Raw genomic sequence first — 26,303 nt, forward strand, 5'->3', positions numbered from 1 at the left:
GGCCCTTCGACTTCGCTCAGGGCGAACGGTAAGGGGGGGCTTTCGGTTTAGGACCCAGTCATGAAGCCCGTCATCTTCGGCCTGTCCGGCCCCGTCCTTACCCCCGCCGAACGCGCGTTCTTCGTCGAGTGCGAGCCCGCCGGCTATATCCTGTTCAAGCGCAACATCGTCGACCGCACCCAAGTCCGTGCGCTGACGGACTCGCTCCGCGCGCTGGCCGGACGCCAGGACCTGGCGATCCTGATCGACCAGGAGGGCGGCCGCGTCGCGCGGATGGGACCGCCCGAATGGCCCGCATTTCCCGCTGGCCCGGTATTCGATGCAGCCTACGAACGAGCACCGATGACCGCGATCCAGGCGGCACGCGCCAACGCGCAGGCGCTCGGCGTCATGCTCAGCGAGGTCGGGATCACCGTCGACTGCCTGCCGCTGCTCGACGTGTCGCAGCCCGACACCACCGAAGCCGTCGCCTCACGCACGTTCGGCTCCGATCCCATGCTCGTCGCAGCCCTCGGCCGCGCAACGCTGGAAGGGCTGGCGGAAGGCGGCGTGGTCGGTGTCGTCAAGCACATGCCCGGCCACGGCCGCGCCAAGGTCGACACGCACCACCACCTCCCGACCGTCACCGCGACCGACGCCGACCTCGAGATCGACATCGAACCGTTCCGCACGCTCAACCAGGCGCCGATGGGCATGACCTCGCATATCGTCTTCGACGCGTGGGATGCCGACCGCCCCGCCACGCTGTCGCCGATCGTGATCGACGAGATCATCCGTGGGCGGATCGGCTTCGACGGCCTCCTGATGACCGACGACATCGACATGAAGGCGCTGTCCGGCACCGCCGGTGACAAGGCGGCGGGCGCGATCGCGGCTGGGTGCGACCTGGTGCTCGATTGCTGGGCACAAATGGACGAGATGGTCGAGATCGCCGGGCGGCTTGGGGAAATCTCGGAAGCGTCGCGCGTGAGGCTCGATCGGGCGATGGCGTCGGTCGGCGCGGCCAAGGGTGACTTCGCGGAGCTGATCGCAACGCGAGACGCGCTGTTGGCACGCGCCTGAGCTGGTTTGGTACGAGTAGCGCGCGTCTTTTCTCGCACCTCCCCGGCGAAGGCCGGGGTCCAATTGGAGAGGTCGCAGAAACGGGGCGCGATCCCCAGTTACCACCGTCCCCCAATTGGGCCCCGGCCTCCGCCGGGGTGGTGTTGGTAGAAAGGACGTTGCCGTTCGTCCTGCGTAGCTGCTAAGCGGCATATCGAAGACAGGTTGGCACGCGAAACCTGTGCTTCGATACGCGCCTTCGATACGGCTCTGACGAGCCTACTCAGTCGCTACTCAGCACGAACGGAAAGGGGATGCGACGTCCCCGTCCCCACGATCACCCCAACCCCCGAGCCCGCTCGTCCCCGCGCAACGTCAGCACCTCGACACCGCCGCGCGTCACCGCCACCGTATGCTCGAACTGCGCCGAAAGCTTGCCGTCGTCGGTCACCACCGTCCACCCGTCATCCTCGGTCGACACTTTCCGCGTCCACTGGTTGATCATCGGCTCGATCGTGAACACCATCCCCTCGCGCAGCGTCATACCGGTCCCCGCGCGCCCGAAATTGAGCACCTGCGGCTCCTCGTGCATCTCCCGACCGATGCCGTGCCCGCAATAATCGCGCACCACCGCATAGCCGTGCTTCTTCGCGTGCCGCTCGATCGCGAAGCCGATATCGCCGAGATGCGCGCCCGCCCTGACCTGCCGAATGCCCTGCCACATCGCCTCCTGCGCGACCCGCACGAGGCGCTTCGCGGCAGGCGGAACGGTACCCACCATATATGTCTTGCTCGAATCAGCGATGAAGCCGTTCTTCTCCAGCGTGATGTCCAGATTGACGATGTCGCCGTTGCGGATGACATCGCGAACGTTCGGCACGCCGTGACAGACGACGTGATTGATCGAGCTGTTCAGTACATATTCGAAGCCATATTGCCCCTTGCTCGCGGGTCGGGCGGCGAGGTCGTCGGTGATGTAGCGATCGACCATGTCGTTGACCTGCAACGTCGACAGCCCGGCCAGATCCTGCTCGTCGAGCATCTCGAACACCGACGCCAGCAACGCGCCCGATACGCGCATCAGCGCCAGTTCCGCCGCCGTCTTCACCATCTCAGGCTGCCGTTTTGTCGGCGACGCGCACCGAGGCCGCGGCGAGTTGCGCGGTGACGATATCGTTGAACGACAGCGTCGGGTTGGCCTCGGCGAGCATGCCGATCTTCATCCAAAACTCCGCCTGCGCATTGATCGACCGGCACAGCACCTGGCTCGCTCGCCGCGCATCCTCGTGCAGCGCGTCGTCGATCTTCACGATACCCATTCAAGCCTCACATCAACTATGACCATATGAAACGTATACGGTTTATATGGTCGTGCGTCAAACGTGAAGGCTGGATGCTCGTCAGCGCGCGCTGTAGCGTCCGGCGATGGACGACGCGCAACTGACCCTGGATCTCGACGGATGGGAGGGGCCGCTCGATCTGCTGCTCTCGCTCGCGCGCGGGCAGAAGGTCGATCTGCGAAAAATCTCGATCCTCGCGCTGGTCGAGCAGTATCTTGCCTATGTCGACTCCGCGCGCGCGCTGAAGCTCGAACTCGCCGCGGACTATCTCGTGATGGCGGCATGGCTGGCGTATCTGAAGTCGGCATTGCTCCTGCCACGCGACCCGCTCGCCGAGCCCGACCCGGAGGAACTCGCGCTGCGGCTCCAACTGCGGCTCGAACGCCTGAGTGCGATGCGCGAGGCCGGCGCGCGGCTGATGGCGCGCGACCGGACCGGGCGCGACGTGTTCCTGCGCGGCGCGCCCGAGGGGTTGCGGACGGTGCGCAAGGCCGCATGGCAGGCCGAGATCTTCGACCTGATCGCGGCGTACGGCCGCATTTCCGCGCGGACGCGTCCCGTGATGCACGTGGTTGCCGACCGCGAAGTGATGACGCTGGAGGCGGCGCTAGAGCGCGTATCGATGCTGGTCGGCGAGCGGATCGACTGGAGCGTGATCGAAAGCTTCCTTCCCGAAGCGGGCGAGCGTCTCCGACGGTCGGCGCTGGCATCGAGCTTCGTCGCAGCGCTCGAACTCGCGCGGCAGGGCAAGATCGAATTGCGCCAGGCGTCACCCTTCGCGCCGCTGTATCTGAGGGCCCGCGCGTGACCCCACCGGACGACTTCACCCGCGCCGTCGAGGCGGTGCTGTTCGCGGCCGAGACCCCGCTGACGCTCGACGCGATTCGAGCGCACGTCGGCACGGGTGACGTACGGGCGGCACTCGACCAGCTGACGGCCGACTATGGCGGCCGCGGCATCGCGATCGTCCGGCGCGGCGAGCGCTGGCAGTTCCAGACCGCGCCCGACATGGCGCACATGCTCCGCCGCGACCGCGAGGAACCGCGCAAGCTCAGCCGCGCCGGGATCGAGACGCTGGCGATCATCGCCTACCACGAGCTCGTCACCCGCGCGGAAATCGAGGCGATTCGCGGGGTACAGATCTCGAAGGGGACGCTCGACGTCCTGATGGAAGCGGGCTGGGTGAAGCCGGCCGGGCGGCGCGAAGTGCCGGGGCGGCCGCTGATGTTCGCGACCACGCCCGCATTCCTCGTCCATTTCGGCCTCCAGAGCCGCCGCGACCTGCCCGGGATCGACGATCTGCGCGCCGCCGGGCTGCTCGACCCGGTCGATCTGGCGTTCGATCGCCTCGAAGGTGACGGCGATGGTGACCGCGACGCGGACGCTGATGGCGAGATGGCTGGCAATGAGACGGGATGAGGCTTAGGTAGGGTCCAGTTTCCAGGAGAATTGCCATGGGCGGTTTCAGCCCGATTCACTTGCTAGTCCTCGCGGTCGTCGCGATCCTGCTTCTCGGCGGTGGCCGATTCTCGAACCTGATGGGCGACGTCGCCAAGGGCGTGAAGAACTTCAAGAAGGGCATGTCCGAGAACGACGACGAGACGCCGGCCAAGCCGTCGGCGCGGATCGAAGCGCAGAAGACCGCCGATCCCGCGTTCGATCGCGACGGCAATCGCGTCCGCGACGACCGTCCCGCTTGAAACCGGTTGAGTTGACGTCTCCGAATAGGCGCTGCTGATGTTCAATATCGATGCCTCCGAGTTCCTGCTCGTGGCTTTCGTTGCGCTCATCGTGATCGGTCCGAAGGATCTGCCCAAGGCGATGCGCGTGGTCGGCTATTGGGTCGGCAAGGCGCGCGGCGTCGCGCGGCAATTTCGCTCGGGCTTCGATTCGATGGTCCGCGAGGCCGAACTCGAAGAGATGGAAAAGCGCTGGGCGTCGGAAAACGAACGCATCATGCGCGAGCATCCGCAGACGATTACGGACGCTGCGGCCGATACCACGCAGGTCGTGCATTCGCCGGAGACGGAGGAGCATCGTCGCGATTATCGGTCCCTCGACCACGCGGACGATCATACGGACGAGCCGGTGATGGTCGAGAAGCCGGTCGTCGCCCCCGCCGTGCAGGTTGATCCTTCGGGTCACGATACCGGTCACGGCGATCGGTATGGGGTGGCCGCGCTTTCTGCGGATCGCGCTCCAGACCTGTTCGATACGCAGACGACCGCTCCAATTCCTGCGCCCCAAGCCATCGACGACAAGACCGGCAAGTCCGACGTCGCGTCGTCGTGATCGGTCTCAACCTCCGCGCCCCATTGGCGGCTGAAAGCATGACATGAGCGAGATCGACGCCAGCCGGGCACCGTTGCTCGACCATCTGATCGAGTTGCGGCGGCGGTTGCTGTACTGCATCGCCGCGCTGGTCGTGACGTTCGCGATCTCGATGTATTTCGCCGAGGATATCTTCGGCTTCCTGGTCCACCCGCTGCTCGCGGCGGGGCAGAACAAGGTTATCTACACCGAGATCTTCGAGGCGTTCTTCGTCCAGATCAAGGTGGCGTTCTTCGCGGCGATGATGCTGTCGTTCCCGGTGATCGCGAACCAGCTGTGGCAGTTCGTTGCGCCTGGCCTGTACAAGAAGGAGAAGCGCGCGCTCCTGCCGTTCATCCTCGCGACCCCGGTGCTGTTCCTGACCGGCGCGGCGATGGCGTATTACGTCGCGATCCCGATGGCGCTGCACTTCCTGCTCGGGTTCGACGGGATGGTCGGCGGCATCCACCGCGAGGCGCTGCCGGGGATCGGCAATTACCTGTCGTTCACGATGCAGTTCCTGTTCGGCTTCGGCATATCGTTCCTGCTGCCGGTGCTGCTGATGCTGCTCGAGCGGGCCGGCATCGTCACGCGCAAGCAGCTGATCGGCGCGCGGCGTTATGCGATCGTCGCGGCGTTCGCGATCGCCGCGGTGCTGACGCCACCGGATATCGGCTCGCAGCTGCTGCTCGCGATCCCGCTCGTCATCCTGTACGAAATGGCGCTGGTCGGAATCTGGTTCACCGAGCGCAGCCGCGCGAAGGCGCAGGCTACGGACGGTGAGGACGAGGCCGACGCCGGCACCGATATCGTCGAGCGCTGATACGAAAACGGGGCCCGGTGCATGTGCACCGGGCCCCGCATTGCAATAAGCGTGAAGGCTTACTTGGCGTTGTCTGCGGTCTTCGCGACGGTCTTGCCGGCCGAAGCCACGTCCTTGCCCGCACCCTCGACGGTGTTGCAGGCCGATACCATCAAAGCGCTAGCCACGATCGCCAGTCCAACCAACTTACGCATAATACTTCCTCCAAGGGCTTGAATGCCACCGGAGATGCAATGTTCGGGCGGGAATTTCGTTCCGGCGGCGAAACTCGCCAACACAGTGGTTTTAGATAAATTAAAGGCCCGACAGCATCACCGGGGGGGGAGGGTGATGCGGCCGGGCCTGTGTTCGGGATAGCGAGAGCGGGGGGCATAAATTCGCTATCCGAATTATCAAACGGTGGTCGCGGCACTCGGTTCCCCGTTTTTCCGAATTTTATCCTGCGAACCGGAAATACTGGTTCGCTCAATCGCGACCGGTGACCGCAAAGGCGATCTCGTACGCGCCGACCAGCGGATCGTGATGGAGGGGCGAGCGCAACTGGCGCGAAAGACCCTCCATGACGCGCCCATAGCGCGAGACGGACTCGCGCAGCGCATCGCTCTCGACCAAGGCGCGCGACACGACGCGCAGCAATCCGCGGTCGGGTTTGTCGGCGATCTTTTCGGCGGGTTTCACGACGATCCGGATCTGCGCGACCGGATCGCAACTGATCGCCAGCTCGATCATTTCGGTGACCAGGAATGCGATCGCGACGGCGACGTCCTGGTTGACGAGATACGGGTCGATATCGAGCGTGATGCCGAGGCCGTGCGACCGTTCGGACGCGGTCGCGCGGATGTTGGCGGACAATTCGCCGATCATCGTGCGCAGGTTGAGTCCGCGATTTTCCTCCAGCTCGGCGAAATGATTGCGGTGCACTACTGCCAGAGCATCGACGCGACGCTGGATCGAGGAATAGGCCGCGGTCGCATCTGCGCTCGGCGCGCTACGTGCGTGAAAGTTGATGAGGCTCGAGATCACCTGCAGGTTGTTCTTCACCCGGTGATGCACTTCGCGGGTCAGCTTGGTCTGGCGGACTAGGCCTTCGGCAAGCCCCGCTTCGTGCAGTGCGACCGTCCGGCTGATCGACTGGAACGTCTCGCCGAGTTCGCGGATTTCCTGCGCGGGCAGCGTGCTGACGACTCCGAAATCGAGTTCCTCGCCGGGCGTGAACGCCGCGACCGCGCCGCGCAGCCGCCGCAACGGCCGGATCAGCAGCCGATCGACCACGAACCACGCGATGCTGGCGGCCGCGAGCCACATCAGCAGCGGCAACAGCATCGCGACGATCAGCGACGACGTGACCGGCGCGCTGCGGACGCTCGTGCGCAGTGCGAGGCCTGCTACGCCCAGATCGGTGCGGGTCGTCTCCATGCGATCGAGCGGCCGTTCGTCGGGGATGGTTTCGAGATGGAGCGCTTCTTCGTCGAGGACGATCGCGCTGCTGACCGCCGAGGCGCGCGTCGACGGCGTCGCAATCTTTTCGAGGAACGCGCGGGGGAAATAGGCGCGTGCCGAGGTGCCGCCGCGTCGGCCGGACGTGGGGCCGGAAATCGCCAACAGCAGCCCGGTGTCCGGCACGATCGCCGCCGAGATCGGCATGTCGTCGCGGCGCAACGTCACCGGGTTGGGCAGCGCGACGCCGCACAACACGTGGCCAGCGCGGTCGGTGATGATGAAGCGGGTCCCGGCCGAAGACTGCTGCGCAAAGACGCCCTGCGCGCGTGCGCAGCTCGGTGCATCGGCAGGATCGTTGCCGAGCGCGTTCACGGCGACGCGCAGCGCCGTCATGTCGCCCACCAGCTCGATCGCGATCGCACGCGCACTCTCGTTGGCGGTGACACGCAGCCGTGCCCGCGCTTCCTGATCGGCCAGTCGCGTGGTCTGCAACGTCGCGAAGACCGCGATCAACGCCAGCGGCAGTAGTGCCGCACTGAGGATGAGGAAGAGTTTTGCACCGGTCGGCAGGCGCCGCATCGTTGCAAACAGTCGATGTTCGGGGCGTTCTGCGAGCGGCGATCGCTCGTCGGACAAATCGATCGGCGAGGCCATCCGGCCCGCCGTCAGTCTAGCTTGCCGAGAAGATCGAGCAGATCGTCCGGAATCGTCTCGTCGACAGTTTTCTGGTAGACCGAGCGCAAGGCCGACCCCATTTGCTGATCCTTGTTGGGGATAGCCTTCGGGATCTTGGCAGACGAAGTCTTCTCCGTGTCGTGGCCCAAACTCAAAACTTCCCCCTGCACGACGCATACCGATGGTGTGGTTGCGAGCATGGCACTATCCCTGACACAGGTCGCCTACTCACAAAAAGCTGTTCGTGAAACCAAATAGCATCTCGATAGTTCCGTGTCCGAGCGAAATTTCCCCGGCTCCGTACAACGTTGTCATATTTTAAGACGATCGGGCGACGGATCCGGGCCATTTTCGACCAACGCCATTGTAATGCTGCGAGCCGCCCGACACATGAGGGGCCGCATAGGATCAGGGAGTATTCGTTACCCATGTCGCTTGGACAGCAACTCGCACCGCACCTTCCCTTTTTGCGGCGCTATGGCCGGGCACTGACCGGTAGCCAGATGCATGGCGACAAGTATGTTCGCGCCACGCTCGAGGCCATCGTCGCAGCCCCCGAGGAGTTTCCTCGCGATGTCGATCCCCGCCTCGGCCTGTACCGGATGTTCCAGGCGATCTGGAATTCGGCGAACTTCGACGAGGTCGCCGACGAGGGTGTCGACGAGGCGAAGGGGCATGAAGCCGTCGCGCGTGCGCGTCTGGCCCGCATGACCCCGTTGTCGCGGCAGGCCTTGTTGCTGACCGCGATGGAGGGTTTCACGCCCGAGGATGCCGCGTATCTGATCGAAGTCGAGCCGAGCGAGGTCGACGATCTCGTCGCCGATGCGCTGTCCGAGATCGAGAACCAGACCCGCGCGAAGGTCCTGATCATCGAGGACGAGCCGATCATCGCGATGGATATCGAGACGATCGTACGTGATCTCGGCCATGACGTGACCGGTGTCGCGGTTACCCGCGACGAAGCCGTCGCATTGGCTATGGAAATGCGGCCGGGCCTCGTGCTCGCCGACATCCAGCTTGCCGACGACAGTTCGGGTATCGACGCGGTCAAGGACATCCTGGCCGAGTTCGAGGTCCCGGTGATCTTCATCACCGCGTTCCCCGAGCGCCTGCTGACCGGCGAGCGGCCCGAGCCGACCTTCCTGATCACCAAGCCGTTCCAGCGCTCGACCGTTAAGGCGGCGATCAGCCAGGCGCTGTTCTTCGATCAGGCGACCGTCCCGGCAAACTAAATCGGTTGGGTCAGGGGCAGTCAACGCCTTGATTAGGGCGTATTTATAATTCAGTATGGGTTCGTGTTCGTTACGGCTGCGGACCCAAAACTGTTCCCGGGGGTTAAACATATCATGGCTGACCCGAACGATCGTATCCACGTCAAAACCGACGACGCGCGCGCTGGGGCAACGCCTCATATGACGCGGTATATTCTGGCGATCTCCTTGGTGTTGGTAATCGTGATTTTCGGTTTTCTCGTCCTTCGTTAACTTTTGTTGGGTGCGCGTTGTTGGTAATGACCACAGCGCATCCTTATGCTTGTCACGTGTCGACGGCATCGCTCCATCGGGATTGATCGGATTACCATGACCCAGCCTGCTCCACGCACCGATGTCGACGACGATATCGACGAAGTCGTCGTGCCGGTCGAGCATGTCTCGTTGTCGGATGCCGAGTTCAAGGTTCAGCTGGCGCAGGTGATCCCGCATCTGCGCGCGTTCGGTCGGTCGCTGTCGGGTAGCCGCGATCTGGCCGACGATTTGGTCCAGGAAACGCTGCTGAAGGCGTGGGCGGCGCGTCTGCGGTTCCAGGCCGGCACCAACATGCGCGCGTGGACGTTCATCATCCTGCGTAACCTGTATCTGTCGCAAATGCGCCGCGCGCGCTTCAAGGGCGAGTGGGACGATCTGGTCGCGGATCGCATCCTGGCAGCACCTGCTAGCCAGGACCGCCATGTCGAACTCGGCGATATGCAGCGGGCGCTGATGCACCTGCCGCAGCCTCAGCGCGAGGCGCTGATCCTGGTTGGCGCAGGCGGGTTCGCCTATGAGGAAGCCGCCGAAATCTGCGGCGTCGCGGTCGGAACCATCAAGAGCCGTGTCGCGCGCGGTCGCGTAGCGTTGGAGACGATCCTCAACGACGGATCGCTGCCGTCACGTCGCGATCACGAGACCGATACGACCAAGACCGCGCTGGATTCGATCATGGGTGACGTCGAGGAACTCAGCCGCGGTCGGTGATCGCGGCTACTCGACTGGTATCGTCAGTGCAGGCGACTGGGAACGGCGTCCAGTCTATGAAGCAACTCTGTAAAGTCTGACGGCGTCGCGTTCGGTTCGTCGAATGCGCCGCGCAACGCATAACCGATCACGTCGGTGACCCGCGGACGGTACACGGTCTGTCGACCATCCTCTTCGCGCTTGATCGTGAGAAATGCATAAGACATGGCCTGATAACGGCCAAAGGTGCTTTTTGTTGCTTTGTAGTTACAGGCTGTCGCCGCGGTCTGTATCATTCCGACATGGCCGAAACATTCTCCGATCCTACGCGCGCTGAGCGTCCCGCTCCCGCCGATCGTATCGTCGACGCGACGATCCGTGCTCGACACTGGTCGCCGTTCCTGTCGATGGTGCTGGACCGCGAGCCGGTGTTGGCGACAGCGCTTGGTGAAGGGCGGCTCGATTTGTCGCTGTCGAGCGCCGAACCCGATATGCCGACCGCCAAGCGATTGCGGCTCGAACGTCGCGCGATGGCCTTGACGGTCGCGGTCGGCGATCTGTCAGGCGTCCTCGATCTGACCGCGGTGACCGGCGCGCTCACCAGGTTCGCGGACCATGCGCTCGATACCGCGATCCGCGCCGCGATCGAGGAGCGCACCCCCGGCGCCGAGGTCCGCGGCTTCACCGCGATCGCGCTGGGCAAGCAGGGGAGCGGCGAACTCAATTACTCGTCGGATATCGATCCGATCCTGCTGTTCGATCCCGCCACGCTGCCGTGTCGTCCGCGTGAGGAACCCGACGAGGCCGCGGTGCGGATCGGCAAACGCGTCGTCGAACTGCTGCAGGCGCGCGATGGCGACGGGTATGTCCTGCGCGTCGATCTGCGGTTGCGGCCTTCGCCCGAGATCACGCCGATCGTCCTGCCGGTGGAGGCGGCGATCGGCTATTACGAGGCGCAGGCGCTGCCTTGGGAGCGGGCCGCGTTTATCCGCGCGCGCGCCGCGGCGGGGGATATCGCGCTCGGCTTGAAGTTCCTGGAGACGATCCGCCCGTTCATCTGGCGCCGCGCGCGCGATTTCGGGGCGATTCGCGAAATCCGCGGCATGTCGCGACGGATCCGCGATCATCATTCGCAGGGGCAGGCGTTCGGTCCGGGCTATGACCTCAAGCGTGGGCGCGGCGGAATCCGCGAAGCCGAGTTTTTCGCGCAGATCCACCAGCTGATCCACGGCGGACGCGATCCGGCGCTGCGGGCACCCGCGACGCGCGACGCCTTGGCACGTCTTGCCGATGCAGGCTGGATCGCGGGTGACGAAGCGACCGCGTTGATCGACGGCTATACGCTGCTCCGCACGATCGAGCACCGCGTGCAGATGATCGACGACCGCCAGACGCACACGCTGCCGACCGGCGACGCGCTCGACCGGGTGGCCAAGCTCCACGGCGTGCGGGATGCCGAGGCGCTGCTGGCGCTGCTCCGACCGCGCGTGACCGAAACCGGGCGGATTTACGACGCGCTCGACGATACCGTGCGGCCCGCATTCTCGCACGATCCTGTCACGCTCGATGCGGATCTGACGCTCGCGGGATACGCCGACCCGGAAGCCGCACGACGCCGGATCGAGGCGTGGCGTGGCGGCGCTTACCCCGCGCTGCGTAGTCCCGCGGCGCGCGAGGCGCTGGAGGCGGTGCTGCCGACGCTGGTCCCCGCGCTGGCGACCGCGCCCGAGCCGCAGTCCGCGCTGCTGAGGCTCGATGCGCTGCTCGAACGGTTGCCGAGCGCGATCAACATCTTCCGCCTGCTCGAGGCGCGGCCGGGGCTCGCGACCTTGCTCGCGGCGATCCTCAGCCATGCGCCGACGCTGGCGGACGATCTCGGGAGACGCCCCGGTCTGCTCGACGGACTGATCGATGCGACCGCGTTCGAGGCGGTCGGCGACGTCGCGGCGCTGGAGGCGATGATGCGCGCCGGCGATGCGGGCGCGGACTATCAGGCGCGACTCGATCATGTCCGCCGTGTGGTCGGCGAAATGCGGTTCGCGCTCGGTGCGCAGATCATCGCGGGAACGTCCGATCCGCTCGCGGTCGCGGCGGGCTATGCGCGGGTCGCGGAGGCGGCGATCGGCGTGCTCACGCAGGCGACGATCGACGAATTCGCCAAGGTTCATGGCCGCGTCCCCGACAGCGAACTGGTCATCCTGGCGCTCGGTCGGATGGGCGGGGCGATGCTCACCCACGCCTCCGATCTCGACCTGATCTATCTGTTCACCGGTGACTTTTCGGCCGAGTCGGATGGTGCGAAGCCATTGGGTGCAACGCTCTACTACAACCGGCTGGCGCAACGGGTGACCGGGGCGCTGTCCGTCGCTACGGCGGCGGGGCCACTTTACCAGATCGACACGCGGTTGCGGCCGTCGGGCGGGCAGGGGCCGCTGGTCGTCACGCTCGACAGCTTTGCCCGCTACCAGCGCGAGGACGCGTGGACCTGGGAGCATATGGCGCTGACCCGCGCCCGGCCGGTGTTCGGATCGGCAACCGCGCGAAAGGCAGTGGCGACGATCGTGCGTGATGTCCTCGCCGGTGACCGGCCGCAGCGCGACGTAATGACCGATGCGCGGTCGATGCGCACCGAGATGGCGACGCACAAACCCGCCAAGGGCCCGCTCGACGCCAAGCTGTTGCCGGGCGGACTGGTCGATCTCGAATTCGCGGTGCACGTCGTCCAACTCGTCCACCGTACCGGGTTCGACCCCAACCTCGGCGTAGCGATCGACCGGCTGATCGAGGCGAAACTGATGCCCGCGACGATGCGCGCGGCGCACGATGTCCTGACCCGGCTCTTGGTGACGCTGCGGCTGGTCGCGCCCGATGCCACCGCGCCGGGGGCCGCGACCGAAGCGCTGATCGCGCGCGCGATCGGCGTGGCGGACTGGCCCGCGGCGATTGCCAAGCTCGACTCGACGCGGCAGGAGGTCCGCGAATTCTGGATGCAGCTCACGGGAGACCATGATGGATGACGGTTCGCCAATCCCCGACGTGACGGTGACGATCGACGACACCGAGGTGTCGCTGGCCAGCCTCGGCGCGCCGCTCGTGGTCTATTTCTATCCGAAGGACGACACCACGGGCTGCACCACCGAGGCGAAGGACTTCTCCGCGCTCGCGGATGCGTTCGCGGCTGCTGGCGTCAGTGTCGTTGGCATCTCCAAGGATACGCCCGCGTCGCACGCGAAGTTCACCGCGAAACACGCGCTTACCGTGCGTCTCGCCAGCGATGTCGACGGCGTCGCCTGCGAGGCGTTCGGCGTGTGGGTCGAGAAGGCGATGTACGGCAAAAAGTACATGGGGATCGAGCGCGCGACCTTCCTGTTCGGCGCCGACGGCACGCTGGCCAAGGCGTGGCACAAGGTTCGCGTGCCGGGTCATGCGGAGGCCGTCTTGGCTGCCGCCCGCGCTCTCTAAAAAGACCGCGATAACCCGCGAAGATCCGCGCGTTTTTCCGGTCGTGACGTCACTGTTCCATCGACTCGCCGTACCGACGCGGCACTCCGCCGCGCGGTGGGCCGCGTGCTATTGCTGAAATCCATTGTATCCGGCCTAAACCCAACTGTCTGACGCGCGGAGGGGCTGCGAATCAGGACCGCGTTTCGGAGCCGTCCGCTTGGGGGCGAACGGCCCTGTATTATTTTGTCGGGGACCAATGGTCGAAATTTCCGCTGCCGCTCTCGGAACGCGCCTCAAGGCGCTGTTCGCACCGCGCGATGTTCTCTTTCACAATGGTACGACGCTGCGGCGCATCCGCTTCGGCGGCAAGCGCCAGGCTGCGATTGCCGCCATCGGTGCGGTCACGCTCGGCTTTTCCGGCTATGGCGCGGCGCAGGCGGCCCATGACGCGGCTGCGGCAACCGGCGTGGTCGTTCCGGCTACCGCCGATATCAAGCTCGCCCAGATGCAGCATCAGATCGGGCAGATGCGCCAGCGCGTCGCGACGATCCGCGAAACCGCCGAGGCGCACGCCAAGCGTATCGAACAGCGTCAGGCGCTGATCACCGCCGCGCTGACCGGTAGCGGCGATGCCAAGGCGCTGTCGCTCGCGACGCCGTCGATCGATCCTGCTGCCGACAAGCTCGCCGCCGAAATCGTCAAGCCGCTGGTCAAGCTCGAGGGACGCCAGGTCAAGCTGGCCAGCGTCGCGCAGGACCTGCTCGACCAGCGCTATGCCGAGACGACCGCGACCGTGCGCAAGCTCGGGCTGCGTCCCGAACGGATCGCCAAGCGGTCGCGTGGAGCCAGGGCGGCAACGGCCATGGGTGGCCCGATGATCGCCGCCAACAGCGAGGAAGCCTCGGCCGATCTTCGTGCCGATGCGCAGTTCCGGACGCTGTTCCAGACATGGAAGAAGCTCGACACGTTGCAGCAGGGCGCGATCGCGATCCCGTCGGTCCAGCCGGTGCATGCGCTGTCGTTCACCAGCAATTTCGGCATCCGCTCCGATCCGTTCCGCGGTACCGCGGCGATGCATGCCGGCGTCGACATCCCCGGCCCGATCGGCACGCCGATCTACGCGACCGCCGACGGCATCATCGCGCACGCGGGTCGCCAGGGCGGCTACGGCAACATGGTCGAGATCAACCACGGCAAGGGCATCGCGACGCGCTACGGCCACCTCTCGAAGATCCTCGTCGCGGACAACGCGCGCGTGACTCGCGGCCAACTCATCGCGCTGATGGGCTCGACCGGGCGTTCGACCGGCTCGCATCTGCACTACGAAGTCCGGATCGATGGTCACGCAGTGAACCCGGTACCGTTCCTGACGACCGCCGATTACCTGCTCGCGGCGCAGGACCGCTCGGTGAATGCCATCCCGGTGTCGACCACCGGCCCCGCCGCACAGGACTGATCCGACTTCTTTGCGCCCCTCCCTGAAAGGGAGGGGGGAAGGAGTGCATCGAGACGCTACGGCAGTTTGATCCACACCCCCGTCATCCCGGAGAAGCCCGGGACCTCGATCCGCGTGGACGGACTCACCGCATGAGATGCCAGCGTTCGCCAGCGTTACGATAAGGTGCCCTACGCCCCGAGGTTGCCGCGGGTAGCGCGACCGCCTATCTCTCAGTCATGGCAACGCTGGCACCCGACATCATCCTTACCCCCTCCGCAGCGGCGCGCGTCGCGGCGATCGCCGTCAAGCAGGGGAAGCCCGCGATCCTGCGTCTGTCGGTCGATGGCGGCGGCTGTTCGGGGTTCCAGTACAAGTTCGGATTCGCCGATTCGGTCGAATCCGACGACGTGATCGCCGAGCATGACGGCGTTCGCCTCGTCGTCGACAGCGTCAGCATCGATCTCGTTCGCGGGTGCGCGGTCGATTACGTCGAATCGCTCGCAGGCGCTGCGTTCAAGGTCGAGAACCCCAATGCCGCGTCGGGTTGCGGCTGCGGCTCCAGCTTCTCGGTCTGACACTGCCATGAAAATCGTCACGTACAACGTCAACGGCATCAAGGCGCGGTTGCCGCGGCTGATCGAGTATCTCGTCGAAGAACAGCCCGACATCGTCTGCCTCCAGGAATTGAAGTCGAGTGACGACACCTTCCCGATCGCGGACATCGAGGCGGTCGGGTACGGCGCGGTCTGGCACGGGCAGAAGGCGTGGAACGGCGTCGCGATCCTCGCGAAGAGCGGCACGCCCGTCGTGCGCCAGCGGGGACTTGAAGGTGAACCCGAGGACGAGCAAAGCCGCTACATCGAAGCCGATATCGACGGGCTGATCATCGCCGCGCTCTATCTGCCGAACGGCAACCCGCAACCCGGTCCCAAGTTCGATTACAAACTCCGCTGGATGGATCGCCTCGCCGCACGCGGGCGCGTCCTGCTGGACGAAGAGAAGCCAGCCGTTCTCGCGGGCGACTACAACGTGATCGCCAACGACGACGACACTTTCTCAGTGCGTGCGATGCAGGACGACGCGCTGATGCAGCCCGAAAGCCGCGAGCATTACCGCGCGCTCGTTGCACAAGGCTGGACCGATGCGCTGCGCACGCAATTCCCCAAGGGCGGCGTCTGGACGTTCTGGGACTATCAGGCGGGGGCGTGGCAACGCGACGCCGGGTTCAGGATCGATCACCTGCTGCTGAGTCCGCAGGCGGCGGACCGAATGATCGATGCAGGCGTCGACAAGGCGTATCGCGGTCGGGAAAAGGCCAGTGATCATGCACCAACCTGGGTTCGGTTGCGCTAGCAATCCCGATCGCCCACGCGCATGACGCTCCGAACAGGGGAGCGTTGGCGTTGGGGAAGTTTGGGATAATGGCCGTCTGCTGGACGGCGGCAGCGATATTCGGGGCGGCGCCTGCATCGGCACAGGATGATCCAACATTCTGCCCGAACCGGCCGAGTCTTGGGTCATCGGCCTGCATCACCGCTCCGGGGCATGTCCAGTTCGAACTGTCCGCGCTCGACTGGCAGCGCGACGATACTTCGGACGAGCGCGAGGACACGATTCTGGCGGGCGATTTCGAGGCCCGGTTCGGCGTTGCCAAGGCTACCGAGCTTCAGCTGTCGTGGGCGCCGGTCGGTCGCGTAAGGACGCGCGACAAGGCGACCGGCATGATCGACACCACGACCGGGATCGGCGACGTCCGTCTCGGGCTACGGCAGAATTTCCGGAATCCCGACGGCAAGGGTCTGTCGTTCGGCGCGGAGCCGTTCGTGACGCTGCCGGTCGGTCGCGATCCCGTCGGCGCGGGCGACTGGGGGGCGGGTATCGTCCTGCCGGTCACATACGAGGTGAGCGAAAAGGTCCAGCTGTCCTTCACCGGCGAGGGCGATGCGGCGGTCGACGACGACGGCGATGGGCGGCATCTAGCGTATAGCGGCATCCTCGGTGTCGGTTATTCGCTGACGGAGACGGTAACCGCGACCGCCGAACTGTTCGTGCTGCGGGACGACGACCCGACCGGGCACCATACGGAGACGGCGACCGCCGGATCGGTCGCATGGCAGCCGCGCAAGAATCTGCAGCTTCACATGCTTGCGGTGGCCGGGTTGAACCACGATACGCCGGATGTACGGGTCGTAACCGGCGGGGCGGTGTTGTTCTGAGCCGGCCTCGGTTTCGCGTGGCTGTAGGGGTTGCCCGGTCACGCTTGACTTGATCCGCGTTAGGCCGTTCCTTCGGTTTCGATGCTCGCGAGCCTGACCTTCCTGCTCCAGTCGGTGGCCGGGCCACCGCTGCCGCGCGAGTTACGCAAACCAACGCCGCGCGTCGCGACGCCTTGCCCCGTCATCCAGCCGGGCGAGGAGATCGTCGTCTGCGCGCGTCCGACCGATCAGCGGATTGCTCCACTACCCGCACCGACCCAGCCGGCGCGCGGTGATCCGTTCTCGTTCCGGCTACCCGGTGGTGGCCAGGGGAATGTTCATGCGATCCGAACCGAACTGCCGGGTGCGAGCGGGCAGGGCGCGGCGGTCACGCTGCAGATCCCGTTCGGCAAGGGCAAGCGCGATTAGATGCGGGATCCGCTTGCGCAATTCGCCCGCGCGACCGCGGCGGATGGACTTCGAGCCGTCTTCAATTCTGCTCCCCTCCCTAAAAGGGAGGGGGCGGGGGTGGGTCGGCTTCCGTATTATCAGACGTCGGCGGCGCAAGCGGACCAACCCACCCCCAAGCCCCTCCCTTCCAGGGAGGGGAGAGATTGCCAGCCCCTTACTCCTAGGGCGGGGAGACAGCTGGCCCAGCCCTCCACAGACGGGAGCCATCCCAAATCAATCCAGCGCGCCTAGAGCGTCTTCTCGTACACCTGGTACACCTTGTTGACGCGGCTCTCGATCGTTTCGGCAATCGAGCGCATCCCCTGGTTGTCGTCGAGGATCCAGCCGATCTCGCCGCGCACCGCACCGTAATGCTCGACCGAGGCTCGGCGGATATATTCGATCATCATGAAGGCGAGCTGGCTGGCAAGCCGCGACGCCTGGAGTTCCTTGACCACGCCCATCAGCGGCACACGTACCGTTTTCGCCTTCGGTTTGCGCAACCACAGCAGCAGTTTCGCCCAGCCGAACGGGAGCAGGCTGCCGTTGAGCGGCTTGATCGCCTCGTTCAGGTCGGGGAGCGTGATCATGAACGCGGCGGGCTTGCCGTCGACTTCGGCGATCCGGATCAGGTCGTTGTAGACGATCGGCTTCAGCTTGACGCCGACGTCCTTGACCTCGGGTGGTGTGAGCGGGACGAAGCCCCAATTGTCCTTCCACGCGTCGTTGAGGATCGCCAGGATGATCGCCGCCTCTTCCGCGAACTTCGTCTTGTCGACCTTGCGGATGACGATCCGGGGATTCTTCTCGCCCGACTTGATGATGCGCTGGACGATAGGCGGGAACTGCTTCGTGATATCGACTTCATAGGTCAGCAACTGCTTGATCGGGCGATACTGCGCCCATTCGATCCAGCCGCGATATTCGGGCTTGGCATGCCCCATCATGATCGTCGGCGCGTGATCGTATCCGTCGATCAACAGGCCCGGCTCCTCCCAGATTGACATGCTGATCGGTCCGACCGCGCGCGTCATGCCCTGGTCGCGGAGCCATTGCTCGGCACGATCAAGCAGCGCCTGGAAGACGTCCTGCCGTTCGGCTTCCATCAGGCCCCATTGGCCGACACCGGGCCCGAAACCCTGCTCGGGCGGCATCGTCAGCGCGAGCGTGTCGATATGCGCCGAGATGCGGCCGACCACGCGACCGTCCTCCTCGGCCAGGAACAACTGCGCCTTGGCATGGCTGAACCAGCCGTTCTTCTCGGGCGTGATCAGTCCGAGCGCCTCGGACTTCAGCGGCGGCACCCAGTTGGGATCGTCGGCATAGAGGCGGAACGGCAGATCGATGAAGATCTTGCGATCCTTCTTGGTCTCGACCGGTCGAATGGTAAGCTTGGCCATGTGTCGTTCCTGTGTGCCTGTCGCGCGTGTCTAACCAGCCGCGTCGACAAAGGCGAGCGACTCGCACGACGTCCGGGGCGCGTCCGAGAAACGGTTCGAACGGGTCAGGGATCGGCCATCGCCGAATGCGGTCACGGTGATCGCCTTTCCCGCGGAACTGGTGCATTCCCGATGACTGTAAATGCCACGCTGCGGCCACTATGTTCGAACAATGGATACGCCCATGGACACTTCGCTCAGCCTGCCTCGTGGCACGGCCGCTCAAGCCTCGCCGGTTGCGGCGGTCAGCACCGTACGGATCGCCGACGACAAGGCGATGCTGCGCGCTGCCGCCGATCTCACCCGCGACCTCGTGAAGCCGCGACCTGCGGTCTATTGGGCCGATCTGATCGGCTCGGTCGTCATCGGCTATGGTGCGCTGGTGGTGGCGGCGACGTCTGGATCGACCGCGGTGGCGATCGTCGCCGGGATCGTGGCGATGCTCGGCTTGTACCGTGGTTTGAGCTTCATCCACGAAGTCAGCCACATGAAGCACGCCGCGGTGCCGAACTTCCGGCTCGGCTGGAACATCCTGGTCGGCGTGCCGCTGCTGACCCCGTCGTTTATGTACGAAGGCGTCCACAACCTTCACCACGCCAAGACGCGGTACGGGACGGTCGAGGATCCTGAATATCTGCCGCTCGCGCTGATGAAACCGTGGACGCTGCCGCTGTTCATCGTCGTGTCGGCGCTGGCCCCGATCGCGCTGCTGTTCCGCTATGCGGTGCTGTCGCCGCTTTCGCTGCTGTCGCCCAAGCTGCGGACGATGGTGGTGGAGCGGTACTCGGCACTCGCGATCAACCCGCAGTTTCGCCGTCGCAGCCCCGAGGGGGACGCGAAGGCGTATTGGAACCGGCTCGAGGTCGGCGCGAGCGTCTGGGCGCTGACCTTGATCGGGCTCACCGTTAGCGGCGTGCTGCCGCTGCGCGCGTTCCTGACCTTCCTCGGCGTGGCATCGGCGGCGGCGGTGATCAATCAGGTCCGGACGCTGGTCGCGCATCTGTGGGAGAACGACGGTGAAGTGATGACGGTCACCGCGCAGTATCTCGACACGGTCAACGTGCCGCCGCCTGCGTTGCTGCCGGCTCTGTGGGCGCCGGTGGGGCTGCGCTACCATGCGCTGCACCATCTGCTCCCGGGCTTGCCGTATCACGCGCTGGGCGAGGCGCATCGGCGGATTTCGGCGGAGCTCGATGCGATGTCGCCCTATCACAAGGCGAGCTATCCGGGGCTCCCCGGTCTGGTGAGCAAGATCGCGCTTAGCACGATGACCCGCCGCTGACGCTCTATCGTCGGATAACCGAGAAGGAGAGGGACCGCGGCGTCATGCCGCGGTCTCTTTTTTATTCTTCGGAGCGGATGAGGACCGCTTCGCCGATCAGGAAGAACAGCAGGAACGGCGCCCAGGCGGCAAGGAACGGCGGGTAGACGCCGAGATTGCCCATCGCGAGCGCGAAGTTGTCGGCGACGAAGAACGCGAAGCCGAGGCCCATGCCGATCACCGCGCGGACGAACAGCTTGCCCGACCGGGCGATCCCGAATGCCGCGACCGCGCCGAGCAGCGGCATCAGGACGGCGGACAACGGCCCCGAAAGCTTGTGCCAGAGCGATCCTTCGAGGCCCTTGGTCGGCCGTCCGGCATCGGACAGATCGCCGATCGCGGACTTCAATGCGCCGAACGACAGCCCGTCCGCATCGACCGAGGCCAGCGTGAACTGATCGGGACGCACGTCCTTGGCGACCACGACCGAACCGAGGTTGGTCACGGTGCCGTGCGCCACCTCGAACCGCGTCGCCGGCCCTACCAGCCAGCCATTGGCGACGCGCCGGCCATGATCCGCCCGCAAGATCGCGACCAGATTTCCCCCGGTGCGATCGTACAGCGTAATCCCGCCAAGCCGCGTCGCAGTCCCGCGTCCGCGGATTTGCGCCACTTCGATCAGGTCGTCGCCGTCGCGCACCCAGACGTTCGCCCGGTCGCCGCGATCGATCGGCAGCTTGCCGTAATTGACCTTCTGCCACTGGTTGAGCGTCGCGGTCGCGCGCGCGACGACGTGGTCACTGAATACGAAGCTGATCACCGCCACGCCCAGGCTGGCGACGAGCAGCGGTGCGAGCACCTGGTGCGCGGACAGGCCGGAACCCTTCAGCGCGACGATCTCGCTGTTCTGGTTCATCGTGATCAGCGTCAGGATCGTCCCGAGCAGCACCGAGAACGGCAGGAACCGCGCGATGATCTGCGGGATGCGCAGCGACACATAGTGCCAGATCTGCGCATCGCCGTTTCCGGGGAAGGCGAGGATATCGCCGGACTCGCTCAGCAGGTCGAGCGCCTGCAACACGAGCACCAGCGCAGCGAGGACGGCGAACGTCCGGAGCAGGAACATCCGCCCCATGTAGATCGCGACCGTACGCGACGGGAAGAAGCTGACGAGTTTCATGCGACGCTGGCCTTGCGGCGTCCGGGCATACGCTTGGCGATGGCCTTGAAGGACTTGGAGAAGACGCGTTCGAGCGCGCCGATCGGCTGACCGCCGGGGACATAGGCGATCGTGTAATACATCCACAGGACGAGCCCTGCGAAGATCGTGAACGGCACCCACAGCGCGACGATCGGGTCGATCCGCCCGAGCTCGCCGACATCGGCCGCGTACTGGTTCACCTTGTGATAGGTGACGATCATCACGATCGAGAGGAAGACGCCGAGCGCCGATGTCGATCGCTTCGGCGGCACGCCCAGCGCCAGCGCGAGCAGTGGCAGCAGGAACATCGAGGCGACCTCCGCCAACCGGAAATGGAATTCCGAACGGCTGCCTTCGCGTTGTTCGAGCGTGGCGCCGCGTTGGCCCTGCCGCGCGAGTTCGGGCAGCGTATATTCCAGATTGCGCCCCCCCCGTACGCGGAAGCTCTCGAACTTCGGCAGGTTGATCGGCAGGTCATGGCTGCTGAAGGTCAGCACCCGGGGCGTCTTGAACTCGGGCCGATTGTGGATCAGCGTGCCGTTCGCCAGTCGGAAGATGATGACGTTGGGATCGTCGGTCGCAAGAAACTTGCCGCGCTCCGCGGTAACCCCCAGCCAGTCGCCATTCTGGCTCTGAGCATGGACGAAAATGCCCGACAACTCGCGGCCCTTGTCCTTGCTCTCCTCAATCCGCAGCGTCATGCGGTCGCCCAATTGGGTGAACTCGCCGACCTTGATCGACGCGCCCAGCGCGCCTGTCCGCAGTTCGAACCGCAGGCCTTCGTAATAGTAGCGGGCGATCGGCTGGACATAGCCGACGATCGCCAGGTTCAGCAGCGCCAGCGCCATGGTATACATGTACGGTACTCGGAGCAGCCGATTGTAGCTCATGCCGACGCCGCGCAGGACGTCGAGTTCCGACGAGGTCGCCAACCGGCGGAACGCGAGCAGGATGCCGAGCATCAGCCCGATCGGAATCCCCAGCCCGAGATATTCCGGCAGCAGGTTCGCGAGCATCCGCCAGACGACGCTGATCGGGCCGCCCTGTGTCGCGACGAAATTGAACAGTCCTAACATGCGATCGAGCACGAACAGCATGACGGCGATCAGCAGCGTCGACAAAAGCGGCACTGCGATCAGCCGGGCCATGTAGCGGTCGATGGATTTCATGCGGAATTGGGGCTCGGGCTGCTGGGCTGGCGATGGTCAGGCGGGGTATAGGCGGGCGCACGCTAGGCGTCATCCTCAATCGCACCGTGCCGACGGCGCGCTACGGGGCATTATTCGGCGGCGATCAAGTCGCTTGCGCTCGGTCGATCGGATGCCATCGCGGTCGCGACGGCGCGTTCCAGCCCAGTCAGCGTAAAGGGTTTGCGCAACACATCGTGGCCGCCGAACTGCGCGACGTTCACCTCGCCCGCGAACCCGGTCACGAACAGGACCGCGATATGCGGGTAGAGCGGGCTCAGCGCCGCGATCATCTCGGGGCCGGTCTGGCGCGGCATCAGCACGTCGGAGATGATCAGGTCGATCGCCCCGTTCGCTGCGAGCAAAGCCGGCGCGGCCAGCGGATCGTCGCACGGGATCGCGTGGTAACCGAGTTCCTCCAGTGCATCGATCGTTGCCGCGAGAACGCGAGGATCGTCCTCGACGACCAGAATTTCGCGCTGGGTGGGCGGCGTCGGCGCGGCTGTAGCGGCGGCTGCAACTGGACCGGCGGGCAGGATCTCAGCCGGTGAGCCCGGCAAGGCCACGACATCGGCGGTTCGCGGCAGGTACAGCGTCACCGCGGTACCCTCGCCGGGCTCGGATGCGATCGCAACCGCCCCGTGCAGCTGCTGGACCAGCGCGAAAATCTGACTGAGGCCCAGCCCGGTACCCTTGCCGACCGCCTTGGTGGTGAAGAACGGCTCGAACACGCGATCGGCGACGTCAGGCGTCATGCCGCAGCCGTCGTCGGCGACCGTGATCGTGACGTGCTCGCCGGCCGCGCATTCGCCGATCTGCTGCGCTTCCAGCATGGCGCCCCCCGTGACGATGGTCAGCGTGCCGCGGCCGTTCATCGCGTCGCGCGCGTTGACCGCCAGGTTGAGGACCGCGTTCTCCAGCTGGACTCGGTCGCCGCGAATGCAGCAGTCGGTCGCATCGCTCCGCGTCACCAGCGTGATCGCATCGCCCAACGTGCGGTCGAGCAGGTCGGACATTTCGGCGACCAATGCGGCGGCATCGATCGTCTCGGGTTTCAGCGCGTCTTCCCGGCTGAACGCCAGAAGCCGGCGGGTGAGTGCGGCGGCCCGGTTGGCACCCTCGGTGGCGCTGTCGATATGCCGCCGCGTGGTGGCCGGATCGCTAGCCAGGTTGCGGCGCGCGAGTTCGAGCCCGCCGAGGACGACGGCCAGCATGTTGTTGAAGTCGTGCGCGATACCGCCGGTAAGCTGCCCGACCGCCTCCATCTTCTGGACCTGACGAAGCTTGGCCTCCTGCATGCGCAGCTCGGCGGTCGCCACGGCGACGGCGGCGGTCAGCTCGTCGGCACGCTCGCGCTCCAGTTCGGCGTCCGCCAGCGCGGTCGCGCGTTCGCCGACGGCGCGGATCGTCAGCCAGCCGAGCATGATCGCGCCCAGCACGATCAGCACGCCAAACACGGCGAGCACGCCTGCGACCCAGCTGGAGCGCTCGACCGATCCCATCGCGGCGGCGGTGCGGTCGTCGAGCAGCCCGCGCTCGCCTGCGATCAGCGTGTCGAGCGTGGTGTTGATCTCGGCGAGCGTCGGAGATTTTCGTGATTGATAATAGCGCGCGAGCGCCTGGCCGTTTTTGCCGTAGCTCGTGTTGAGCGCGGTCATCGACAGCTCCTGACCGCGCGAATCATAGGCAGCGCGGAGCCGGTCGACGCGCGACTGCTGCTCGGGATTGTCGTTGGTGATCCGGTCGAGCCGGTCGATCTGCGTGCCGGCCAGCAGCCATTCGTCGAAATAGAGCTGACCGAGCTGCTTGTCGCCGCTGATGACGTAGCGCCCGAGCGACGCTTCGGACTGCGCGATCGTGCCCGACAGCGTGCGGGCGAGGATCATTACGTCATAACTGTGCGCCTGCAGTTCCAGCGCGCGATCGCGCTGGCGGTTGGCGTTGCCGAGAGTCACGATGAGCGCGACGAGCACCGCGGTGCCGAGCAGACCCATCGCGACGAGCATGGCTACGCGCCACCTTTCCCCGCCCCCCTGGGCCGCAGTCTCGACCTCGTCATGGTTCACGAGCGGCATCCTAACGCGTCGTTGCCAACGCGCAATGACTCGGAGGACCGGTGCGGCCCCAACATTTCACCGGTGTTTCAATCCTCTCCTTCAGGGGGAGGAAAGAGGCTTAGCCGATCACCCCGACGGCACGGCCAGCGGCCTCGAACATCCCGAGGATCGTCGTGATCTGCTCGTCGGTATGCTCCGCGCACAGCGAGCACCGCAGCAGGAACGTCCCCGCGGGTGTCGCGGGCGGGCGCGCCATGTTCACGTACAGCCCGCCCTCGAGCAGCGACTGCCAGATCGCGATCGCCTGTTCCTGGTCGGTCAGGATCACCGCGATGATCGCCGAGTCGGACGTCTCGGTGCCGAGCTTGAACCCCATCGCCTTCAACCCACCGTGCAGCCGACGCGCGTTCTTCCAGAGCTGCGCGCGCTTGTCGTGTGCGGTCATCAGCTTGCGGATCGAGGTCGCGGCTGTGGCGACCACCGACGGCGGTAGCGACGCGGTGAAGATGTACGGACGGCAGGCAAACCGCACCATCTCGAACTTCGGGTGGTTCGACACGACGAACCCGCCGACGGTGCCGACCGACTTCGAGAACGTCCCGACGACGAAATCGACCTCGTCGGTCAGCCCCATCTCCTCGTACACGCCGCGCCCGTTGGGGCCGAAAAAGCCCATCGAATGCGCCTCGTCGACCAGCACCATGCAACCATGCTTCTTGGCGACCGCGACCATCTCCTTCAGCGGGGCGATGTCGCCGAGCATCGAATAGACGCCTTCGAGCACCACCAGCTTGCCGGCTTCCTTCGGCAGGCGACCAAGCCGCTTGTCGAGATCGGTGACGTCGTTGTGGCGGAAGCGGACGATCTCGGCATTGCCCTGCTTGCAGCCGTCGTAGATCGACGCGTGGCTGTCGGCGTCGAGGATGACGTATTCGCCCTTGCCGGCGAGCGTCGAGATGATCCCGAGATTGGCCATGTACCCGGTCGAGAACACGATCGCGCCGGTCATGTCGTAGAACTCGCGCAACGCCTGCTCGACGTCGATATGATCGTGGAACGTGCCGTTGAGCATCCGGCTGCCGTTGGTGCCCGAGCCGAACGCGTCGAGCGCGTCCTTGCCCGCCTGGATCACGTCGGGGTCGAACGTCATGCCCATGTAGTTGTAGGTGCCGAGCAGGATCGTGTCCTTGCCGCGGATCACAGCCTGGGTCGGCCCCTTCACCTCGTCCATCACGATCGCGAACGGATTGCGCACGCCACTGGCAATCAGCGCCTCACGTTCGGCGATCAGCGCGTCGAATTTCGACATCAGGTCGCGTTCGGGGGCGACCTCCGGAGCGTCGACGGGGAGGGCGTGGGCAGTGGTGGCGGCTTCAGTCATTCTAAGGATTCCATGAGGTTGGAATGTGTATCCCAACCGTTCGTCCCGAGTAGCCGTCGAGCTTGTCGAGATGGCGTATCGAAGGACATGTACCTCGATACGGGCTCTCGGCTACGCTCGATCCCTACTCGGCACGAACGGCAAGGGGGGTCAGGCCTTCAACTTCGCGACCGCGTCGACCAGCTGGCCGACCGTCTCGATCTCGGCCTGCATGTTCATCGTGATGATGATGTCGAATTCGTCCTCGATCGCGGCGACGAAATCCATGACGGTCAGGCTATCCCACTCCAGGTCGCCCTGGAACGTCGTCGCATCGGCGAGCGCGACGCCCTTCTTGTTGAACGGCTCGATCTGCGCGGTGACGGTGTCGTAGATCTGCTGGCGGTCGCTCATGATAATCCCTTCGGT

At 65.3% G+C, this 26,303-nt stretch carries 27 protein-coding genes and 1 pseudogene; 16 read left to right on the forward strand and 12 right to left on the reverse strand.

All coding sequences use genetic code 11. The features are described 5' to 3' along the window. Positions 1-60: 60 nt before the first annotated feature. On the forward strand, positions 61-1,062 hold the full coding sequence (locus tag ASG20_RS17380; protein WP_056055786.1) for a glycoside hydrolase family 3 N-terminal domain-containing protein: 1,002 nt from the start codon (positions 61-63) through the stop codon (positions 1,060-1,062). A 316-nt stretch (positions 1,063-1,378) separates the two neighbouring features. On the opposite strand, the gene map is transcribed toward ASG20_RS17380, so the two are convergent. Next, positions 1,379-2,152 (reverse strand): type I methionyl aminopeptidase, encoded by a 774-nt coding sequence (gene map / locus ASG20_RS17385; RefSeq protein WP_056055787.1) that lies wholly within the window; start codon positions 2,150-2,152, stop codon positions 1,379-1,381. Between the two features lies 1 nt (position 2,153). Next, the gene (locus ASG20_RS17390) at positions 2,154-2,360 is read right to left on the reverse strand and encodes a ParD-like family protein (protein ID WP_056055789.1); all 207 of its coding nucleotides are present in this window, start codon (positions 2,358-2,360) and stop codon (positions 2,154-2,156) included. Positions 2,361-2,466: 106 nt separating this feature from the next. Here ASG20_RS17390 and ASG20_RS17395 point away from each other — a divergent pair, with 106 nt between their 5' ends. From ASG20_RS17395 to tatC, 5 genes and pseudogenes are all read left to right on the forward strand, one after another. After that, on the forward strand, positions 2,467-3,189 hold the full coding sequence (locus ASG20_RS17395) for a segregation and condensation protein A (RefSeq protein ID WP_056055791.1): 723 nt from the start codon (positions 2,467-2,469) through the stop codon (positions 3,187-3,189). Beyond that, entirely contained in the window at positions 3,186-3,800 is a 615-nt protein-coding gene (scpB, locus tag ASG20_RS17400; protein ID WP_056055792.1) for an SMC-Scp complex subunit ScpB, read from the forward strand. The genes ASG20_RS17395 and scpB overlap by 4 nt, the downstream gene beginning before the upstream one ends. 35 nt (positions 3,801-3,835) lie before the next feature. Beyond that, the gene (locus tag ASG20_RS17405) at positions 3,836-4,081 is read left to right on the forward strand and encodes a Sec-independent protein translocase subunit TatA (protein ID WP_056055794.1); all 246 of its coding nucleotides are present in this window, start codon (positions 3,836-3,838) and stop codon (positions 4,079-4,081) included. 37 nt (positions 4,082-4,118) lie between these two features. After that, a pseudogene (gene tatB, locus ASG20_RS20165) lies at positions 4,119-4,329 on the forward strand (Sec-independent protein translocase protein TatB); the annotation flags it as partial. A gap of 387 nt (positions 4,330-4,716) precedes the next feature. Next, the gene (gene tatC / locus ASG20_RS17415) at positions 4,717-5,514 is read left to right on the forward strand and encodes a twin-arginine translocase subunit TatC (RefSeq protein ID WP_056055796.1); all 798 of its coding nucleotides are present in this window, start codon (positions 4,717-4,719) and stop codon (positions 5,512-5,514) included. Positions 5,515-5,573: 59 nt separating this feature from the next. Here the strand turns inward: tatC and ASG20_RS17420 are convergent, their stop codons facing one another. From ASG20_RS17420 to ASG20_RS17430, 3 genes are all read right to left on the reverse strand, one after another. Continuing rightward, positions 5,574-5,708, reverse strand: coding sequence for an entericidin A/B family lipoprotein (locus ASG20_RS17420; protein WP_056055798.1), 135 nt, complete (start codon positions 5,706-5,708; stop codon positions 5,574-5,576). 271 nt (positions 5,709-5,979) lie between these two features. Next, positions 5,980-7,533: a sensor histidine kinase gene (locus ASG20_RS17425; protein ID WP_056056072.1), complete on the reverse strand. Its 1,554-nt coding sequence runs from the start codon at positions 7,531-7,533 to the stop codon at positions 5,980-5,982. Positions 7,534-7,619: 86 nt separating this feature from the next. Beyond that, complete coding sequence (locus ASG20_RS17430) at positions 7,620-7,829, reverse strand: NepR family anti-sigma factor (protein ID WP_056055800.1); 210 nt, start codon at positions 7,827-7,829, stop codon at positions 7,620-7,622. 228 nt (positions 7,830-8,057) lie between these two features. Between ASG20_RS17430 and ASG20_RS17435 the strand changes: the two genes are divergently transcribed. Both ASG20_RS17435 and ASG20_RS17440 read left to right on the forward strand, forming a co-directional pair. After that, positions 8,058-8,861: a response regulator gene (locus tag ASG20_RS17435; protein ID WP_056055802.1), complete on the forward strand. Its 804-nt coding sequence runs from the start codon at positions 8,058-8,060 to the stop codon at positions 8,859-8,861. Positions 8,862-9,209: 348 nt separating this feature from the next. Beyond that, positions 9,210-9,863 (forward strand): sigma-70 family RNA polymerase sigma factor, encoded by a 654-nt coding sequence (locus ASG20_RS17440; RefSeq protein WP_056055804.1) that lies wholly within the window; start codon positions 9,210-9,212, stop codon positions 9,861-9,863. 23 nt (positions 9,864-9,886) lie between these two features. Here the strand turns inward: ASG20_RS17440 and ASG20_RS19555 are convergent, their stop codons facing one another. Beyond that, positions 9,887-10,138: a hypothetical protein gene (locus tag ASG20_RS19555; RefSeq protein WP_231420754.1), complete on the reverse strand. Its 252-nt coding sequence runs from the start codon at positions 10,136-10,138 to the stop codon at positions 9,887-9,889. Positions 10,139-10,144: 6 nt separating this feature from the next. Here ASG20_RS19555 and ASG20_RS17445 point away from each other — a divergent pair, with 6 nt between their 5' ends. The 7 genes from ASG20_RS17445 (at position 10,145) to ASG20_RS17475 (ending at position 17,348) form a co-directional block, all read left to right on the forward strand. Continuing rightward, complete coding sequence (locus ASG20_RS17445) at positions 10,145-12,859, forward strand: bifunctional [glutamine synthetase] adenylyltransferase/[glutamine synthetase]-adenylyl-L-tyrosine phosphorylase (RefSeq protein ID WP_156364408.1); 2,715 nt, start codon at positions 10,145-10,147, stop codon at positions 12,857-12,859. Next, on the forward strand, positions 12,849-13,304 hold the full coding sequence (locus ASG20_RS17450; RefSeq protein WP_056055806.1) for a peroxiredoxin: 456 nt from the start codon (positions 12,849-12,851) through the stop codon (positions 13,302-13,304). The genes ASG20_RS17445 and ASG20_RS17450 overlap by 11 nt, the downstream gene beginning before the upstream one ends. 238 nt (positions 13,305-13,542) lie before the next feature. Continuing rightward, positions 13,543-14,742, forward strand: a complete 1,200-nt coding sequence (locus ASG20_RS17455) for a M23 family metallopeptidase (protein ID WP_056055809.1) — start codon at positions 13,543-13,545, stop codon at positions 14,740-14,742. A gap of 218 nt (positions 14,743-14,960) precedes the next feature. Continuing rightward, positions 14,961-15,299, forward strand: a complete 339-nt coding sequence (gene erpA, locus ASG20_RS17460) for an iron-sulfur cluster insertion protein ErpA (protein WP_056055811.1) — start codon at positions 14,961-14,963, stop codon at positions 15,297-15,299. Between the two features lie 7 nt (positions 15,300-15,306). Beyond that, positions 15,307-16,077, forward strand: a complete 771-nt coding sequence (xth, locus tag ASG20_RS17465) for an exodeoxyribonuclease III (protein WP_056055813.1) — start codon at positions 15,307-15,309, stop codon at positions 16,075-16,077. Positions 16,078-16,145: 68 nt separating this feature from the next. Further along, complete coding sequence (locus ASG20_RS17470) at positions 16,146-16,940, forward strand: transporter (protein ID WP_056055814.1); 795 nt, start codon at positions 16,146-16,148, stop codon at positions 16,938-16,940. 81 nt (positions 16,941-17,021) lie between these two features. Next, positions 17,022-17,348, forward strand: coding sequence for a hypothetical protein (locus ASG20_RS17475; protein ID WP_056055816.1), 327 nt, complete (start codon positions 17,022-17,024; stop codon positions 17,346-17,348). A 269-nt stretch (positions 17,349-17,617) separates the two neighbouring features. Here ASG20_RS17475 and ASG20_RS17480 read toward each other — a convergent pair whose 3' ends face one another. Continuing rightward, entirely contained in the window at positions 17,618-18,769 is a 1,152-nt protein-coding gene (locus ASG20_RS17480; protein ID WP_056055818.1) for a hypothetical protein, read from the reverse strand. 223 nt (positions 18,770-18,992) lie between these two features. Between ASG20_RS17480 and ASG20_RS17485 the strand changes: the two genes are divergently transcribed. Further along, the gene (locus ASG20_RS17485; RefSeq protein WP_056055820.1) at positions 18,993-20,090 is read left to right on the forward strand and encodes a fatty acid desaturase family protein; all 1,098 of its coding nucleotides are present in this window, start codon (positions 18,993-18,995) and stop codon (positions 20,088-20,090) included. A gap of 61 nt (positions 20,091-20,151) precedes the next feature. On the opposite strand, the gene lptG is transcribed toward ASG20_RS17485, so the two are convergent. The 5 genes from lptG to ASG20_RS17510 all read right to left on the reverse strand — a co-directional run bounded on the left by lptG (position 20,152) and on the right by ASG20_RS17510 (position 26,288). Continuing rightward, positions 20,152-21,249, reverse strand: a complete 1,098-nt coding sequence (lptG, locus tag ASG20_RS17490; protein ID WP_056055827.1) for an LPS export ABC transporter permease LptG — start codon at positions 21,247-21,249, stop codon at positions 20,152-20,154. Then, entirely contained in the window at positions 21,246-22,439 is a 1,194-nt protein-coding gene (lptF, locus tag ASG20_RS17495) for an LPS export ABC transporter permease LptF (RefSeq protein WP_183128819.1), read from the reverse strand. Before lptF ends, lptG begins: the two co-directional genes overlap by 4 nt. Before the next feature lie 110 nt (positions 22,440-22,549). Further along, a complete protein-coding gene (locus ASG20_RS17500; protein ID WP_156364410.1) occupies positions 22,550-24,463 on the reverse strand; it encodes an ATP-binding protein in 1,914 nt (637 codons plus the stop codon). A gap of 169 nt (positions 24,464-24,632) precedes the next feature. Then, entirely contained in the window at positions 24,633-25,895 is a 1,263-nt protein-coding gene (gene spt, locus ASG20_RS17505) for a serine palmitoyltransferase (RefSeq protein WP_056055830.1), read from the reverse strand. A 150-nt stretch (positions 25,896-26,045) separates the two neighbouring features. Further along, complete coding sequence (locus ASG20_RS17510) at positions 26,046-26,288, reverse strand: acyl carrier protein (protein WP_056055832.1); 243 nt, start codon at positions 26,286-26,288, stop codon at positions 26,046-26,048. Between the last annotated feature and the right edge of the window lie 15 nt (positions 26,289-26,303).

Source organism: Sphingomonas sp. Leaf198 (genome assembly GCF_001424005.1).
GTDB lineage: Bacteria > Pseudomonadota > Alphaproteobacteria > Sphingomonadales > Sphingomonadaceae > Sphingomonas.